14 protein-coding genes are annotated in these 15,645 nt (G+C 72.9%); 10 read left to right on the top strand and 4 right to left on the bottom strand.

What is annotated here, in order from left to right; genetic code table 11:
* The first annotated feature begins 224 nt into the window (after positions 1–224).
* The 7 genes from EUS26_RS00815 to EUS26_RS00785 all read left to right on the top strand — a co-directional run bounded on the left by EUS26_RS00815 (position 225) and on the right by EUS26_RS00785 (position 5,715).
* Entirely contained in the window at positions 225–707 is a 483-nt protein-coding gene (locus tag EUS26_RS00815; RefSeq protein ID WP_058889990.1) for a CarD family transcriptional regulator, read from the top strand.
* Positions 704–2,008, top strand: a complete 1,305-nt coding sequence (gene ispD, locus EUS26_RS17245) for a 2-C-methyl-D-erythritol 4-phosphate cytidylyltransferase (protein ID WP_130011276.1) — start codon at positions 704–706, stop codon at positions 2,006–2,008. The genes EUS26_RS00815 and ispD overlap by 4 nt, the downstream gene beginning before the upstream one ends.
* Entirely contained in the window at positions 2,005–2,493 is a 489-nt protein-coding gene (gene ispF / locus EUS26_RS00805; RefSeq protein WP_130011275.1) for a 2-C-methyl-D-erythritol 2,4-cyclodiphosphate synthase, read from the top strand. Before ispD ends, ispF begins: the two co-directional genes overlap by 4 nt.
* Positions 2,494–2,778: 285 nt before the next feature.
* Entirely contained in the window at positions 2,779–3,912 is a 1,134-nt protein-coding gene (locus tag EUS26_RS00800; protein ID WP_130011274.1) for an S-(hydroxymethyl)mycothiol dehydrogenase, read from the top strand.
* Complete coding sequence (locus tag EUS26_RS00795) at positions 3,909–4,538, top strand: MBL fold metallo-hydrolase (RefSeq protein ID WP_130011273.1); 630 nt, start codon at positions 3,909–3,911, stop codon at positions 4,536–4,538. Before EUS26_RS00800 ends, EUS26_RS00795 begins: the two co-directional genes overlap by 4 nt.
* A 25-nt stretch (positions 4,539–4,563) precedes the next feature.
* The gene (locus EUS26_RS00790; protein WP_130011272.1) at positions 4,564–4,842 is read left to right on the top strand and encodes a hypothetical protein; all 279 of its coding nucleotides are present in this window, start codon (positions 4,564–4,566) and stop codon (positions 4,840–4,842) included.
* A gap of 108 nt (positions 4,843–4,950) precedes the next feature.
* Positions 4,951–5,715, top strand: a complete 765-nt coding sequence (locus tag EUS26_RS00785) for a YidC/Oxa1 family membrane protein insertase (protein ID WP_130011271.1) — start codon at positions 4,951–4,953, stop codon at positions 5,713–5,715.
* 31 nt (positions 5,716–5,746) lie between these two features.
* Here EUS26_RS00785 and EUS26_RS00780 read toward each other — a convergent pair whose 3' ends face one another.
* Positions 5,747–8,044, bottom strand: a complete 2,298-nt coding sequence (locus EUS26_RS00780) for a TIM-barrel domain-containing protein (protein ID WP_130011270.1) — start codon at positions 8,042–8,044, stop codon at positions 5,747–5,749.
* Between the two features lie 110 nt (positions 8,045–8,154).
* Here EUS26_RS00780 and cysS point away from each other — a divergent pair, with 110 nt between their 5' ends.
* The 3 genes from cysS to EUS26_RS00765 all read left to right on the top strand — a co-directional run bounded on the left by cysS (position 8,155) and on the right by EUS26_RS00765 (position 11,646).
* Complete coding sequence (cysS, locus tag EUS26_RS00775; protein WP_130011269.1) at positions 8,155–9,663, top strand: cysteine--tRNA ligase; 1,509 nt, start codon at positions 8,155–8,157, stop codon at positions 9,661–9,663.
* Between the two features lie 14 nt (positions 9,664–9,677).
* Positions 9,678–10,658 carry a 23S rRNA (guanosine(2251)-2'-O)-methyltransferase RlmB gene (gene rlmB, locus EUS26_RS00770; protein ID WP_130011268.1) on the top strand — a complete coding sequence of 327 codons (981 nt, stop codon included), beginning with the start codon at positions 9,678–9,680 and terminating at the stop codon, positions 10,656–10,658.
* Positions 10,659–10,914: 256 nt separating this feature from the next.
* Positions 10,915–11,646 carry a Pr6Pr family membrane protein gene (locus EUS26_RS00765; RefSeq protein WP_130011267.1) on the top strand — a complete coding sequence of 244 codons (732 nt, stop codon included), beginning with the start codon at positions 10,915–10,917 and terminating at the stop codon, positions 11,644–11,646.
* A gap of 14 nt (positions 11,647–11,660) precedes the next feature.
* Here EUS26_RS00765 and EUS26_RS00760 read toward each other — a convergent pair whose 3' ends face one another.
* The 3 genes from EUS26_RS00760 to EUS26_RS00750 form a co-directional block, all read right to left on the bottom strand.
* The gene (locus EUS26_RS00760) at positions 11,661–12,908 is read right to left on the bottom strand and encodes a DUF4032 domain-containing protein (RefSeq protein ID WP_130011266.1); all 1,248 of its coding nucleotides are present in this window, start codon (positions 12,906–12,908) and stop codon (positions 11,661–11,663) included.
* A 213-nt stretch (positions 12,909–13,121) separates the two neighbouring features.
* Positions 13,122–14,153, bottom strand: coding sequence for a type IV toxin-antitoxin system AbiEi family antitoxin domain-containing protein (locus EUS26_RS00755; RefSeq protein ID WP_130011265.1), 1,032 nt, complete (start codon positions 14,151–14,153; stop codon positions 13,122–13,124).
* Between the two features lie 306 nt (positions 14,154–14,459).
* The gene (locus tag EUS26_RS00750) at positions 14,460–15,542 is read right to left on the bottom strand and encodes an ABC transporter ATP-binding protein (RefSeq protein WP_130011264.1); all 1,083 of its coding nucleotides are present in this window, start codon (positions 15,540–15,542) and stop codon (positions 14,460–14,462) included.
* Positions 15,543–15,645: the final 103 nt, after the last annotated feature.

Raw genomic sequence — 15,645 nt, 5'->3', positions numbered from 1 at the left:
GCGCCGGGCCTGCCTGCCGGGGTGCGCCGAGCCCGCCCGCGGACCTGCGCCGAGGGGGTGACGGGGGGCTCGCCACGGCATACCCCGGGGGCTATCGGAACGGTGCGGAAGGCACATACCCTGGTGGTTGTCAAGCCTTTGACCTGCGGAAACATCGTTCTGAGGATTACGTGACCTGCGCCACTCGTGGTATCCTAGGAGTCCGCGAAAGGGGCTTTACCACGATGACGTTCAAGGTCGGAGAGACGGTTGTCTACCCCCACCACGGGGCCGCTCTCATCGAAGAGATGAAGACGCGAACCATCAAGGGCGAGGAGAAGCTCTATCTGAAGTTGAAGGTCGCCCAGGGCGACCTCACCATCGAAGTTCCCGCAGACAACTGCGACCTGGTCGGCGTCCGTGACGTCGTCGGCAAGGACGGCCTGGACAAGGTCTTCGCCGTGCTGCGGGCCGAGCACACCGAGGAGCCGACCAACTGGTCGCGCCGCTACAAGGCCAACCTGGAGAAGCTGGCCTCCGGCGACGTGATCAAGGTCGCCGAGGTGGTGCGTGACCTGTGGCGCCGCGACAAGGACCGTGGCCTGTCCACGGGTGAGAAGCGGTTGCTGTCGAAGGCCCGCCAGATCCTCGTCAGCGAGCTCGCGCTCGCCGAGAAGACCAACGAGGACACCGCGGAGGCCACCCTCGACGAGGTCCTCGCCTCCTGAACGTCGGGCTCGTCCTGGTCGCAGCAGGCCAGGGCACCCGCCTCGGGGCGGGGATGCCGAAGGCGCTCGTGCCGGTGGGCTCCGGTCCCACGGCCCGTCCGTTGCTCGTCCATGCTGTCGAGCGGGTGCGCGCGACGGCGGGCCTGCGGCACGTCGTGGTCGTCGCACCACCCGACGATGCCGCGCTGCAGCAGGTCCGTGACGTCCTGCAGGAGCACGACGGTCCCCTCCGAGCCTCGAGTCACCCGCCCGGCAGCAGCGGCGGAGGTTCCGTTGCTGCCGCTGGGTCGCCGGAGCCGGATGAGGCGCCCACGTTGGACGTCGTCCCGGGCGGCGCCGAGCGGGTCGACTCCGTGGCCGCCGGGCTGGCGGCGCTGCCGGCCGACGTGGGCATCATCCTGGTGCACGACGCCGCGCGCGCCTTCACCCCGCCGGAGGTCTTCGAGCGTGTCGTCCACGCCGTGAGGTCCGGCCACCCCGCCGTGGTCCCGGCCCTGCCGGTGACCGACACGGTCAAGCAGGTGGTCGGCGCCGGCGACGTGGAGCGCGTCACCGCCACCCCGGACCGTGCCGGGCTCCGGGCCGTGCAGACCCCGCAGGGCTTCCTGCGCGAGACCCTCGAACGGGCGCACGCGCAGGGCCGCGGTGAGGTGCGGCATACCGACGACGCGGGGATGGTGGAGGCGGCCGGCGGCCACGTCGCGGTCGTCCCCGGCGACCCGCGTGCGCTCAAGGTCACGACTCCCGGCGACCTCGAGCTGGCGGCCCGCTGGGTGGCGGACGACCACGCCGAGGCCGAGCCGCTCCTGGTGGTCCTCGCCGGGCTGCCGGGGGTCGGCAAGACCACCCTCGCACGGGCCGTGTGCCGGCGGCTCGCTGCGGCCCACGTGCGGGTCGACACCGTCGAGCAGGCGCTGGTGCGCGGGGGCACGCCCTCCTCCGAGGTGGGGCCACAGGGGTATGCCGTCGCGCTGGCTCTCGCCGCCGATCAGGTCGCCGTGCGGCGGCCCGTGGTGGCCGACATGGTCAACGCCGTGCCCGAGGCACGGGCGGCGTGGGAGAGCCTCGCGGTGGACGTCGGGGCCCGACTCGTCCGGGTGGAGCTCCGGTGCTCGGATGCCTCCGCGCACCGCAGCCGGGTGCAGGGCCGGGTCGCCGACATCGACGGCCACCAAGTGCCCACCTGGGAGGAGGTCCGCTCGCAGGACTGGTCCTCCTGGGCGGGCGCCGAGCTGACGATCGACACAGCGACCACCACCGTCGAGGATGCCACCGCTCTCATCGAGGAGGCCTGCCGATGACGACGTCCCTGCCGCGCACCGGGATCGGGGTGGACGTCCACGGGTATGCCGACGACGACCGCACCCTGTGGCTCGCCTGCCTGGAGTGGCCGGGGGAGCGGGGCATCGAGGGCCACTCCGACGGCGACGTGGCGGCCCACGCCGCGTGTGACGCGCTGCTGTCCGCTGCCGGCCTGGGAGACCTGGGGTCGGTGTTCGGCACCGGCCGGCCGGAGATGGCGGGTGCCAGCGGCCGGCAGATGCTGGAGCACGTCGTCGGGTTGCTCGCTGCAGCCGGGTGGCAGGTCGGCAACGTGGCCGTGCAGGTCGTCGGCAACCGGCCCAAGGTGGGGCCGCGCCGGGACGAGGCGGCCGCCGCGATGTCCGCCGCCCTGGGCGGCGCCCCCGTGTCGGTGAGCGCCACCACCACCGACGGCCTCGGCCTCACCGGCCGCGGCGAGGGGGCCGCCTGCATCGCCACCGCGCTCGTCGTCCCGCGCGCCTGAGCCCGGCGGCCTCACGCGCCACGGACCTGTCCCTCTGGCGGCCGCGTCGTCCACTGACAGCCTCGAGGTCATCTGACAGCCCCCTCGAACAGGCTGTCAGCTGACATACCGGCTCTCAGATGACGCGGCGGCTCCCAGTGGCGCCCTGAGGTCGAGGATCGGCAGCGCGACCCCGCGCGCGGACAGTCGCCCGGCGACCGTGCGTGGGGTCCGGCTGCGCGCGGGGGAGCGGACGGCATACCGTGGGCGCAGCATCGTGACCAGCCGTGAGAGAGGGACCGCAGCATGCCGCAGACCGTCAAGGGCGTCATCGCCCGCAGCAAGGGCGCCGACGTCGAGGTGGTGGACGTGGTCGTCCCCGACCCGGGGCCGGGCGAGGCCGTCGTCAAGGTCGACGCGTGCGGGGTGTGCCACACCGACCTGCACTACCGCGAGGGCGGGGTCAACGACGAGTTCCCGTTCCTGCTCGGGCACGAGGCGGCCGGGACGGTCGAGGCGGTGGGCGAGGGGGTCACCGACGTCCAGCCCGGCGACTTCGTCATCCTCAACTGGCGCGCGGTCTGCGGTCAGTGCCGGGCGTGCGCGAAGGGCAAGCCGTGGTACTGCTTCGCCACCCACAACGCCAGCCAGAAGATGACCCTCGCCGAGGGTGACGAGATGGCGGGCACCGAGCTCTCCCCGGCCCTGGGCATCGGCGCGTTCATCGAGAAGACGCTGGTCCACGCGGGCCAGTGCACCAAGGTCGACCGCGAGGCCTCCGCCGTGGCGGCCGGGCTCCTCGGCTGCGGCGTCATGGCCGGCTTCGGCGCGGCCGTCAACACCGGTGCCGTCACCCGTGGCGACTCGGTCGCGGTCATCGGCTGCGGCGGGGTCGGGGACGCCGCGATCGCCGGCGCCTCGCTCGCCGGGGCCACGAAGGTCATCGCCGTCGACGTCGACGACCGCAAGCTGGAGACGGCGAAGAGGTTCGGGGCGACGCATACCGTCAACAGCAAGGAGACCGACCCGGTCGAGGCGATCCAGGCGCTCACCGACGGCAACGGCGCCGACGTCGTGGTCGAGGCGGTCGGCCGGCCCGAGACCTACCGGCAGGCGTTCTACGCCCGCGACCTGGCCGGCACCGTGGTGCTCGTCGGCGTCCCCACGCCGGAGATGGAGGTCACGCTGCCGCTCATCGACGTGTTCGGCCGCGGCGGCGCGCTCAAGTCGAGCTGGTACGGCGACTGCCTGCCCAGCCGAGACTTCCCCATGCTCATCGACCTCTACCGCCAGGGCCGCTTCGACCTCGACGGTTTCGTCACCGAGACCATCGGCATCGGCGACGTCGAGTCCGCCTTCACCAAGATGCACGGCGGTGACGTGCTGCGCTCGGTCGTGGTCCTCGACGAGGCCGCCACCGGCGAGGAGGTGGGCGCATGAGCGCGCGCATCGACCACGCGACGACCAGCGGCACCTTCGAGCTGGACGGCGGCTCGTGGGACGTCGACAACAACGTCTGGGTGCTGGGCGACGACACCGAGTGCGTCGTCATCGACGCCCCGCACGACGCCGACGCGATCGCGGAGGTGGTCGGCGACCGGCAGGTGCGCGCCATCCTGCTCACCCACGCCCACAGCGACCACGTCGACGCCGCGCTCGACCTCAAGGAGCGCACCGGTGCGCCGCTCCTCCTGCACCCCGGCGAGGCCCCGGTCTGGGAGCTCACCAACCCGGAGGCGCGGTGGGACCAGGACCTCACCGACGGCCAGCGCATCGAGGTCGCGGGCGTGACGATCGAGGTGCTGCACACCCCCGGTCACTCGCCGGGCGCCTGCTGCTTCCACGTCGCCGACCTCGGCGTCGTCTTCTCCGGGGACACGCTCTTCCAGGGCGGGCCGGGGGCCACGGGCCGTTCGTTCAGCGACTTCGACGTCATCGTGGAGTCCATCACCGACCGGCTGCTGGCCCTGCCCGAGGACACGGTGGTCTACACCGGCCACGGCGACACCACGACGATCGGCGAGGAGAAGCCGCACCGGCAGGAGTGGATCGACCGGGGGGAGTGAGCGGCACCGGAGTAGGCTGCGGGTCGTGACCTCCCGCGGCGACCGGCTGCCCCTCATCGGGGTGCTGCTGCCGCTGTTGGCCGCGGTGGTGTTGCTGTCGGCCACCACGACGCCCGACCACCTGCTGGTGGCGCTCGCCGCCGCGGCCGTCGTGGCGCTCGCGGCCGACCGCGGGGCGCTGCCGCTGCGGGCCCAGGTCGTCTCGGTCCACCACCGCAGCGAGGTATGCCGCTTCACCGGGGTGCGCTCCAGCGACCCGGACCGCTCTGGCTGGGTCCGGCCGCGGGCACCCGGGCGGGGCTGACCCGGCTCCCCACCCGGTCACGACCTGACCGCCGGTAGGAGCCGGGCTGACCCCAGCCCCTGCCCACGGCATACCCCAGCGGTGTGCCCGCGCCCTCCGGAGACCCGCGTGTTCGCCTTCCTCGACCCCCTGCTCATCCACGTCCACGACCTGCTCGCCGCCCTCGACGCCTGGGTGCCGCCCGCCCTCGTCATCATCGCGCTCACCCTGGCGGTGCGGATGGCGCTGCACCCGATGAACCGTGGCCTCGCCCACGGCACGGTCCGGCGCCGCGACCTGCAGCCGCGCATCGCGGCGCTGCGCGCCGAGCACGGCGAGGACCCGCGCGCCCTGCAGCAGGCCATCCTCGACCTGCACCGGGACGAGGGGGTCTCGCCGCTGCCGGGATGCCTGCCGATCCTCATCCAGATCCCGGTCTTCTCGATGGTCTACCGGCTGTTCACCGCGCCCGAGATCAACGGTCAGCACAACGAGCTGCTGGACCACACCTTCCTCGGGGTCGGGCTGTCCGAGCACCTGCTGACCGCCGGAGCCGGTGACCGCTGGGTGTTCCTCGGGCTCATGGGCCTGACCCTCGTCGTCGCGGCGTTCGCGGCCCGTCAGATGCGCCGTCACATGGCGCAGGACCGGGCCCGTGCCGCCGCCCTCGACCCCGGCGCGCGGGAGCGGCTCACCGACGCCCAGCGGGCGATGCAGGACTCGATGGAGCAGATGACAAAGGTGCTGCCGCTGATGTCGTTCCTCACCGTGCTCGCCGTCGTGTCGCTGCCGCTGGCGGCGGGTCTCTACCTCGTGACCAGCTCGGTATGGGGCCTGCTCGAGCGGGCGAGCCTGCGCCGGATCAGCGCGGTGCCGCCGACGGCGCCGGCCTAGCGCGCAGGTCCAGTCCGCCGGCGGCGCTCGGCTAGCCCGCCGTGACGATCTCGGTGAGCGCACCCACGAGGGCGTCGTCGAGCCGGGCCGAGCGCAGCTCGTCCACGACCCGGCCCGGCCCGGGGCCGCCGTCGGCGAGGCCGCGCTGCAGCACCGCCCAGGCCCGCTCCTTGGCCGCGTGCTCGACCTGCGCGGCGTCGAGCAGCGCGAAGCACGGGCCCAGCACGTCCTGCGCGGCGTCCTCGGGCAGCTCGACCGCGGCCTGCTCGCCCACCGGCACGGAGCTCAGCGTGTGCACCTGGTCCGACCCCGCCAGCCGCACGCTCCAGGTGCGGGTGGCGGGCAGCACGCCGAGGTCGCCCGTGGCCGGCCCGACGAGCAGCCGACGAGCGGCGTCGTCCCAGCGCAGCGGGGTGCGCGCCAGCCGCCGCGTGGCCTCCGGGCCGTCGTCGTCCTCGACGAGCACGTGCTCCCCGTCCGAACCCGGGAAGACCACGAGCTCCAGGTGCTCGGGCAGGTCGACGCCGTTGACCGGCTCGCCGGCCGTCAGCGGCAGCACCGTCCCCGCCCGGGCGAAGACCGCCGTGTGCTCCAGGTCGCGGTATGCCGTGAGGCTGCGCCCGTGCTCGCCCGCGTCGTAGCGGCGGCCGGTCTCGAGGTCGAACCACTGGCCCGGCGGCAGCCAGACCGGGGTCGCCGACAGGTCGACACCGGGCAGGCGCGGGGTCACCGCGGGGGCGGCGAGCAGGTCCTCGCCGAAGAAGAAGGTGGCGCGGTGGGCATACGCCTCGTCGCGCCCGGGGTGGCGGTGGTAGACCGGCTCGACGAGCGCGATGCCCTCGACGGCGGCCCGCTCGGCCATCGTCGCGAGGTAGGGCAGCAACCGGTGCCGCAGCCGCAGCGCCTCGCCCATGAGCCGCTCACCCTCGGGCCCGAAGCGCCACGGCTCCTTGCCCTGGAACGGGCTCGCGCTCGCGTGCAGCCGGTTGACCGGCGACCACACGCCGAGCTGCACCCAGCGCACCGCGAGTTCGACGTCCTTGGCGCCGGCCCAGTGCCCGCCGATGTCGTGGCTCCACCAGCCGTAGCCGATGTTGGCCGCGCTCGCGGTGAACTCGGGCTGGAACGCCAGCGACTCCCAGCTGATGAGCGAGTCGCCGGAGAAGCCGATGGGCGTCCGGTGCGAGCCGGGGCCGGAGTAGCGGGAGAAGACCAGCGGCCGCAGCCCGTCCGCCTCCTGCTGCGCGAAGTGCCGCTCGTTGAGCAGCCACAACGGGTCCAGCCCGGCCAGCGCGGTGTGCGTGCCCTGCTGCCAGTCGATCCACCAGAAGTCGACGCCCTGCTCGGCCAGCGGCCCGGCGACGTGGGTGAAGAACGCCTGCCAGAAGCGCTCGGACGTGGGCTCGAACTCGACCGGCTCGCCGGCCTCCGGGTCCAGACCCATCGCCCGCGCCATGGCGGGATAGGCCTCCTCGTGCCGGCGGATGCCGTCGGCCGGGTGGTCGTTGAGGGTCACCTTCAGGCCCCGGCGGTGCAGGTCGTCGAGGAAGGCCTGCGGGTCGGGGAAGAGCTCACGGTTCCAGGTGTAGCCGGTCCACCCGCTGCCGATCTGCGGGTCGACGTCGACGACGTGCCAGTCCATGTCGATGACCGCGACCGAGAACGGCAGCCGGTCCGCGGCGAACCGGTCGAGCAGCGCCGCATACTCCTCCGCGGAGTAGGGGTGGTAGCGGCTCCACCAGTTGCCCAGCACGAAGCGCGGCACCCGCGGCACCGGCCCGGTCAGCGCGAAGAAGTCGCGCAGCGCCCCTCGGAAGTCCAGCCCGTGGGTGAAGACGTAGAGGTCCACGGCGCCGGGCTCGCGCGGGGTCAGGTCGGTCAGCTGCGGCCCGTGCCGGACCAGCGACCGGGAGTCGTCCAGCATGCCGATCCCGCTGCGGGACAGGATGGAAGGCTCGAGCGGCACCCGCCCGTCGGCGTCGTCGAGGGTGCGCGTCGTGCCCGGCAGCGCGGCGTCCAGCGGCTCCCCGAACCGCCAGGTGGAGTGGTATGACGTGAGCCCGCCGCGGGCCTGCACGCTCAGCCCGGCGGGGGAGGGGTCGGCGCCGTCGTAGCGCACCTCGAAGCCGTCGCTGACCGCCCGGACCCCGCCGCGCCACGGCTCGACGTGGAGCGGCAGCTCCCCGCGGTCGGCCGGCCACAGGTCGCGGTCGACGACCGTCTGCGTGGGGTCGTCGGTGAAGGTGCCGCTCGGGGACCACTCGATGCGCAGCAGGTGCGGGGTGAGGGCGGTGAGACGGCAGCGGTCGTTCTGGTGCACGATCGGCATGCCGCAACCCTATGGGTCCCGGCCGGTCCCCTCCGCGCCGGCCGGCGGGCCCGGTCGCCCGCGAGCGGGGAGGCACGGCATACCCCGCCCGCCCCGTAACCTTGACCCTTGTGACCCTGCACCTGTTCGACACCGCCACCCGCGAGCTGCGGCCGTTCGCGCCGCTGGACCCGGAGGGTCGGCGCGTCGGCATCTACATCTGCGGGCTCACGACGCAGGGCAGCCCGCACATCGGGCACGTGCGCTTCGCGGTCGCCTTCGACATCCTCCGTCGCTGGCTGGAGCGGGGCCACGGCTACGACGTCACACTGGTGCGCAACGTCACCGACATCGACGACAAGATCCTCACCAAGGCCGCCGAGGCCGGGGAGCCGTGGTGGGCCTGGTCCTACCAGCACGAGCGGGAGACGAGCCGCGCGCTGGAGCTGCTCGGGGTGCTGCCGGTGACCTACGAGCCGCGGGCGACCGGGCACGTCACCGAGCAGGTCGAGCTCATCGAGACGCTGGTCGAGCGCGGCCACGCGTATGCCGCGGAGGACGGCTCCGGCGACGTCTACTTCGACGTGCGGTCGTGGCCGGACTACGGCTCGCTCACCCGGCAGAGGCTGGACGACATGGAGCCGGCCGGCGACGCCGACCCGCGCGGCAAGCGGGACCCGCGCGACTTCGCGCTGTGGAAGGGGCACAAGCAGGGCGAGCCGGAGACGGCGAGCTGGCCGACGCCGTGGGGGCGCGGCCGCCCGGGCTGGCACCTGGAGTGCTCGGCGATGGCCCGGAAGTACCTCGGGGACGCCTTCGACATCCACGGCGGTGGCGTCGACCTGCGCTTCCCGCACCACGAGAACGAGCAGGCCCAGTCCCGCGCCGCCGGGCTCGACTTCACCCGCTTCTGGCTGCACAACGCCTGGGTCACGGTCAAGGGCGCCAAGATGGGCAAGTCCCTCGGCAACGCGCTCGCGGTCACCGAGCTGACGAGGACCGTGCGGCCGCTGGTGCTGCGCTTCTACCTCGGGGCGGTGCACTACCGCTCGGTCATCGAGTATGCCGAGGGCTCGCTCACCGAGGCCGCCGCCTCGGTGGAGCGCATCGAGGGCTTCCTCGGCCGAGCCCTGGAGGAGATCGGTGCCACCGCCGCGGAGGTGGTGCAGGAGTCGCGGGCGCTGCCCGTGGAGGACGCCTTCCCCACGGCGTTCCGGGCCGCGATGGACGACGACGTCAACGTCTCCGAGGGGCTGGCGGTCGTCTTCGGGGCGATCCGGGAGGGCAACCGGGCGCTGGAGTCCGGTGGAGCCGGGGGCGACGCGTCGGGCGGCGACGCCGGGGACGCTGAGGGAGGCGCGCCCACCGGCGGTGCGCTGCGGCATACCGTGCTGCAGGTGGTCGCCATGCTCGACGTGCTCGGCGCCGACCCGCTCGACGAGCGGTGGACCGGAGGCGCCGGCGGCGACGACCAGACCGGCGAGGTGCTCGCCGCCCTCGTGCAGGACCGGCTCGACGCACGGGCACAGGCCCGGGCGGACAAGGACTTCGCGACGGCGGACGCCATCCGCGACCAGCTGACCGCGCTCGGCGTGGTCATCGAGGACACACCGGCCGGGGCCCGCTGGGCCCTGCGCTGAGGAGGAGCAGACCCATGGCAGGCAACCAGCGGCGCCGCGCGGCGCGCACGACCAACAAGAAGGGCGCCGTCGTCGGCTCCGGCGGGCAGCGGCGCAAGCAGCTCAAGGGCAAGGGCCCGACGCCGCGTGCGGCGGACCGCGTCGGCCACCCGGCCGCGCGGCGGAACCGTGGCGACGCCGGCGGCGACACCGCCGGCGGGCGCGCGGGACAGGGCGCGTCCCGGGGCTCCCAGGGCGGCCGCCGGAGCGGGGCCAAGGCCTCGACCGAGCTCGTGGCCGGGCGCAACAGCGTGCTCGAGGCGCTGCGGACCGGCGTGCCCGCGACGGTGCTCCACGTCGGGTCGCGGATGGAGTCCGACGACCGGGTGCGGGAGAGCATCGCGCTGGCCACCGAGGCGGGCATCGCGGTCATGGAGTCGCCGCGCGGCGAGCTCGACCGGATGACCGACGGCGCGGTGCACCAGGGCCTGGTCCTCGCGGTGCCGCCCTACGACTACGCCCACCCCGACGACCTCATGAGCCAGCAGCTGCCGGGTGTGCCGCTCGTCGTGGCGCTCGACGGCATCACCGACCCGCGCAACCTCGGCGCCATCGTCCGCTCGGCCGGGGCCTTCGGCGCGCACGGCGTCGTCGTCCCGGCGCGTCGCTCGGCCGGCATGACCGCCGCCGCGTGGAAGACGTCGGCGGGTGCCGCCGCCCGGATCCCCGTCGCCCAGGCCACGAACCTCACCCGGGCGCTGGAGGCATACCGCAAGGCGGGCTTCTTCGTCATCGGCCTCGACGCGGACGGCGACGTGCAGCTGCCCGGCCTGGAGCTCGCCGACCAGCCGCTCGTGGTGGTCGTCGGGTCGGAGGGTAAGGGGCTCTCGCGGCTCGTCCGGGAGACCTGCGACCAGATCGTCTCGATCCCCATGGCGGCGGTCACCGAGTCGCTCAACGCCGGGATCGCCACGGCGGTCACGCTCTACGAGATTGCGCGCGTCCGCACCCGCTGAGCCGAGTGCCCGGCCGGGTGCCGGTGCACTCTTGTGCATTTCGTCGTGCATAACCTCGCGTCACGCGCGTGCCCCTGAGCACGCTCGTGTCGCAAGAAGATGCACGAGTATGCGGTGTCCTCGGTCGCGAGGCCGCCAGCGCCGCTGAGCGCGTCCCGTGCGGCACCGGCGCGTGGTCGATGTGTCCCGAGGGTGCGCTCCGTGCTGCCCGCCGTGCGTCCGGTGGGCGCGTGAGCGGAGCCGCTATCGTCCTGCTGTGACGAGATGGGCCCCGGCGGCGGGCACCTGGGCGGCCGTGCGACTCGCGTCGGCGGGCCTGATCCTCGCGGCCGTGGTCGCGCAGGCCCGGGTGACGATCAGCGGAGCGGTCGACGCGGGGCGTGACGTAGCGCTCACGACCGTCAACTTCTTCAGCTTCTTCACGATCCTGTCCAACGTCGGGTCCGTCGTGGTCCTGACCTGGGCAGGCGTCTGGCTGCTGCGGGCAGGTCCGGCCCGAGCCCGCCGGGAGCCACTCAGCCTTGCCGTCGCCCTCGCCTGCGTGACGACCTACATGGCGATCACGGGCGTCGTCTACAACGTCCTGCTGCGGGGCATCGAGCTGCCGCAGGGCACGACCGTCGCCTGGTCCAACGAGGTCCTGCACGTCGTCGGCCCGGCGCTGCTCCTCCTCGACCTGTTCCTGTCCCCGGCGCGGCGCGGTCTGCCCTGGCGTGGCGTCCTGGCCGTCCTCGCGGTTCCGGTTGTGTGGATCGGCTACACCCTGGTGCGCGGCCCACTCGCGACGAACCCCGTCACCGGCGCGGGATCGTGGTACCCCTACCCGTTCCTGGACCCGGCCACCCCCGTCGCCTCACCGCAGGGGTATGCCGGCGTGCTGCTCTACGTGGTCGGGATCGCCGTGGCTATCGGCGCGGTCGCTGCAGGAGTGGTGGCGCTGACGAGGCTGCGCGAGCGGGGCGGCATACCGGAGCGGGTCGGCACCTGACGCATCTCGGGGCCTCACTCCGAGACGCGCGCCCGGATGGGGATCTCCTCGGTGTCGACGCCGAGGATGGACATCTCGTCAGGCTTCTTCGGCAGGACCGTGGCGACGTAGTCCTGGACGGCGTCGACGAGGTCGACGTCGTGCCGGACGCGCTCGGAGAGGTACCACCGGTGCTCGAGGATCTCGTGGAACAGCTCGGCGGGCTCGAGCTTGCTGCGCAGCTCGCGCGGGACGGTGCGGGTGACCGGCTCGTAGACCCGGGACAGCCAGTCGTGCGCGACGAGCTCCTCGTCGTCCTCCTGCCGGTCGGTGGCGGCGCGGTAGGAGTCGAGGTCGTTGAGCAGCCGGCGGGACTGGTTCTCCTCGACGTCGAGACCGGTGAGCCGCATGAGGCGGCGCGAGGCGTGCCCGGCGTCGACGACCTTGGGCTGGATGCGGATGTAGGCGCCGTCGATGTCGGTGGTCATCTCCAGCTCGTCGACGTCGAAACCGAGGTTGTTGAGCCGGCGCATCCGCTCGTCGACCCGCCACCGGTCGCCGCGCTCGAAGCGTTCCTCACCGGTGAGCTCGTTCCACAGCAGGTCGTAGCGGTGCATGATCCGGTTGGCGATCTCGATCGGGTCGTCGCCCTCGTCCAGGGCACCGGCGGCCTCGAGGTCCATGAGCTCGCCGGCGATGTTGCCGTGCGCCACGAAGAGGTCGTGCTCGCGCTGACCGGGGGAGAGCTGCGGGTGGAGCTCGGCGGTCTCGGCGTCGACCAGGTATGCCGCGAAGTCGCCCGCGTCACGACGGAACAGGGTGTTGGACAGCGAGACGTCGCCCCAGAAGCAGCCCGCCAGGTGCAGCCGCACCAGCAGGACGGCCAGGGCGTCGAGGGTGCGGCGCGCGGTGTCGGGGCGCATGCGCTGGCTGAACACCGCGCGGTAGGGCAGGGAGAACTTGAGGTGCCGCGTGACGAGGCAGGCGTCCAGCGGCTCGCCGTCGGCGTCGGTGCGGCCGGACACGACGGCCAGCGGCTCGACGGTCGGCAGGTCGAGGCGGCGCAGGTTGCGCAGCGTCTGGAACTCGCGGCGGGCCAGCGGCTCGGAGATCTCCTTGACCGCGATCACCGCCCCGGAGAGGCGCACGAAGCGCACGACGTGCCGGGAGATGCCGCGGGGGAGCGCGGCGAGGTGGCTCTCCGGCCACTCCTCGAGCGGCACCTCCCACGGCAGGTCGAGCATCGCCGGGTCGAGCTTGATCGCGCTGATGTCGAGCGGCATACCGCCCAGCGTAGGCCCGCCGTGACCTCCCCGCACCGAGCGTCGTGAGTGGTTGCTCTGGTCCCCACCGGGCGTCGTGAGTGGTTGCTCTGGTCGCCACCGGGCGTCGTGAGTGGTTGTTCTGGTCGCCACCGGGCGTCGGGAGTGGTTGCTCTGGTCGCCACCGGGCGTCGGGAGTGGTTGGCTGTCGTCGCTCTCGGATGTGGCACGGGGTCACACGGCCCGAGGCAGGAGCGGGAGCCTGCGGAATTCTCCCTCCCACCTGACCCAGCCGGTGAAGGGCCGCGACAGCGCTCTGGACCGTGCGGCGTTGATGCGCTGCGCGACGATCTCCGGCGTGTGCATGGCCTCCTCGGTCATCCAGCGCGCGACCTCCAGTCCCAGCCGCTCGATGCGTCGCTGGCGATCCGCCTCGGCCGCCAGGACCGACCGGGCCACCTGCTCACCTGTCTCCGCCGTCGCTCCCTCCCGGTACTTCCCCTGACCGTCGGACTCCGTGGCGACCTGCTCGTGGTCCAGCAGGCCGTCGAGCCGGGCGACGAAACGGAACTGTTCGTCATACAGCTCGACCTGGGGGATCGGCTGCGGCAGCTCGGCGAGGTGGATGACGCCCGCGGAGTATGCCTCGCCCCAGCTCTCGCGGCGCGCGTCCAGCAGGTCGATGACCTCGAGCGCCTTGGGCCGACCGACCCAGCGCCGCTGGGCGTCGAGGACGGCACGGACCTCTCGGGCCGTCACCGTCGACGCGCGCACCGCCTCGTCGAGCATGGCCAGGCCGTGCGGGAGGCGTCGCGTGCGAAGGACATCGGCGCAGGTCTGGGCGATCGTGGTCGTGCGCAGTCCGTCGACGGTCGTGACAGGGAGGTCGATCGTGTCCGTGTGATGAATCGTCACGCCGGGCAGTCGCCGTGAGCTCGGGGCGTCCTCGACGCGCACGAGCTCCACCTCCGCGGCCGGGGAGATGAGCAGCGGCAGGTCGTGCACCATTGCTGAGCTCGCATGGCTGGCGACGCATCCGGGGTGATCGAGGAGCGCCTCCCGCAGCCTCTGCAGATGATGCCGCCGGGTGAGATCCCAGTGCTCCCCGTCGGGCAGGGCGATCCCGAGCACGGCATACCAGCCGCGGCGCAGGCGCACGACCTGACCGTCGCCGACGAGGCGACGCAGCTGCTGACGCGACAAGCCGAGAGCCAGCGCCTCGGCATACCGGAACGGCGTCGGGGGCAGGTCGTCGAGGGTCGCCATCGGGCCACGCTGACCGCGTCAGGGGTCCGCCCGCCAGACCTGTGCGTCCATCTGTGGACGGAGTGCCTGCACGGGCCGACGATGTGGACGACGGGGCAACCATTCGCGGCGCTCGGTGGGTGCGCGGGCAACCATTCGCGGCGCTCGGTGGGTGCGTGGGCAACCATTCGCGGCGCTCGGTGGGAGATGGGGATGGGGGCGAGGGGTGGGGGGACGCGGCGAGGCCGCCCGCCCCGGGTGGGGCGGGCGGCCTCGGTATGCCGTGCGGCTCGCCGCGACGCCGGGTGCGGCGCCGCGGGTGGTGGGTCAGCCGCTGATGCGCTCGCCGGACTCAGCGTTGAAGAGGTGCACGTGGTCGCCCTTGGGGGTGAAGTGCACGATCTCGCCCTTCTTCGGCGGGGTGCGGCCGTCCACGCGCGCGATGAACGGCTTGTCGTTGACGCCGGCGCCCGGCAGCTCGCCGTAGATGTAGGCGTCGGCGCCGAGCTCCTCGACGACGTCGATCTCGATCGGCAGGCCCCGGCCGGAGTCGGACAGGTCGACGTCCTCGGGGCGGACGCCGAGCACCAGCTCGTTGCCGGCCTTGGCCAGCACGTCGCGCTCCACCGGGTGGACGTAGTCACCGAGCTTGATGCCGCCGTCGGCGACCGGCACCGTCATGAGGTTCATGGCGGGGGAGCCGATGAAGCCGGCGACGAAGACGTTGTTCGGGTGGTCGTACATGTGCCGCGGGCTGTCGCACTGCTGCAGGATGCCGTCCTTGAGCACCGCCACGCGGTCACCCATCGTCATGGCCTCGACCTGGTCGTGGGTGACGTAGACCGTGGTGACGCCCAGGCGCCGCTGCAGCGAGGCGATCTGGGTGCGGGTCTGCACCCGCAGCTTGGCGTCGAGGTTCGACAGCGGCTCGTCCATGAGGAAGACCTGCGGCTGGCGCACGATGGCGCGACCCATGGCGACGCGCTGACGCTGGCCACCGGAGAGCGCCTTCGGCTTGCGCTCGAGGTAGGCCTCCAGGTCGAGGATCTTGGCGGCCTCCTCGACCCGCTCGCGGATCTCGCTCTTGGACTTGCCGGCGATCTTGAGCGCGAAGCCCATGTTGTCGGCCACCGTCATGTGCGGGTAGAGCGCGTAGTTCTGGAAGACCATCGCGACGTCACGGTCCTTGGGCGGCATGTGGGTGACGTCCCGGTCGCCGATGAGGATGCGACCGCCGTTCACCTCCTCCAGCCCGGCGAGCATGCGCAGGGAGGTGGACTTGCCGCAGCCCGAGGGTCCGACGAGGACGAGGAACTCGCCGTCGGCGATCTCGATCTCGAGCTCGTCGACCGAGGGGGAGTCCGCCCCGGGGTAGATGCGCGTGGCCTTGTCGTAGGTCACCGTTGCCATGATCAGCTCCTTCACCGGCAGGTACGTGCCGGACGATCCGTTGTAAAGGACGGACCCGGCGCCGGTCGGCACCGGATCATCTCCGGGCGGCGGGGGTGGCGGT

The sequence above is a fragment of the Serinicoccus sediminis genome (genome assembly GCF_004153545.1).
Classification (GTDB): domain Bacteria; phylum Actinomycetota; class Actinomycetes; order Actinomycetales; family Dermatophilaceae; genus Ornithinicoccus; species Ornithinicoccus sediminis_A.
Note: the sequence above shows the minus strand (reverse complement) of the source record. Positions and strands in the feature narration are given on the sequence as shown.

Excerpts from the sequence above, each read along its gene's own strand:
- EUS26_RS00815 (WP_058889990.1), top strand. The coding sequence starts at position 225 with ATGACGTTCAAGGTCGGAGAGACGGTTGTCTACCCCCACCACGGGGCC.
- EUS26_RS00760 (WP_130011266.1), bottom strand. The coding sequence starts at position 12,908 with ATGCCGCTCGACATCAGCGCGATCAAGCTCGACCCGGCGATGCTCGAC.
- EUS26_RS00795 (WP_130011273.1), top strand. The coding sequence starts at position 3,909 with ATGAGCGCGCGCATCGACCACGCGACGACCAGCGGCACCTTCGAGCTG.
- EUS26_RS00755 (WP_130011265.1), bottom strand. The coding sequence starts at position 14,153 with ATGGCGACCCTCGACGACCTGCCCCCGACGCCGTTCCGGTATGCCGAG.
- EUS26_RS00780 (WP_130011270.1), bottom strand. The coding sequence starts at position 8,044 with ATGCCGATCGTGCACCAGAACGACCGCTGCCGTCTCACCGCCCTCACC.
- rlmB (WP_130011268.1), top strand. The coding sequence starts at position 9,678 with ATGGCAGGCAACCAGCGGCGCCGCGCGGCGCGCACGACCAACAAGAAG.
- EUS26_RS00750 (WP_130011264.1), bottom strand. The coding sequence starts at position 15,542 with ATGGCAACGGTGACCTACGACAAGGCCACGCGCATCTACCCCGGGGCG.
- ispF (WP_130011275.1), top strand. The coding sequence starts at position 2,005 with ATGACGACGTCCCTGCCGCGCACCGGGATCGGGGTGGACGTCCACGGG.
- EUS26_RS00800 (WP_130011274.1), top strand. The coding sequence starts at position 2,779 with ATGCCGCAGACCGTCAAGGGCGTCATCGCCCGCAGCAAGGGCGCCGAC.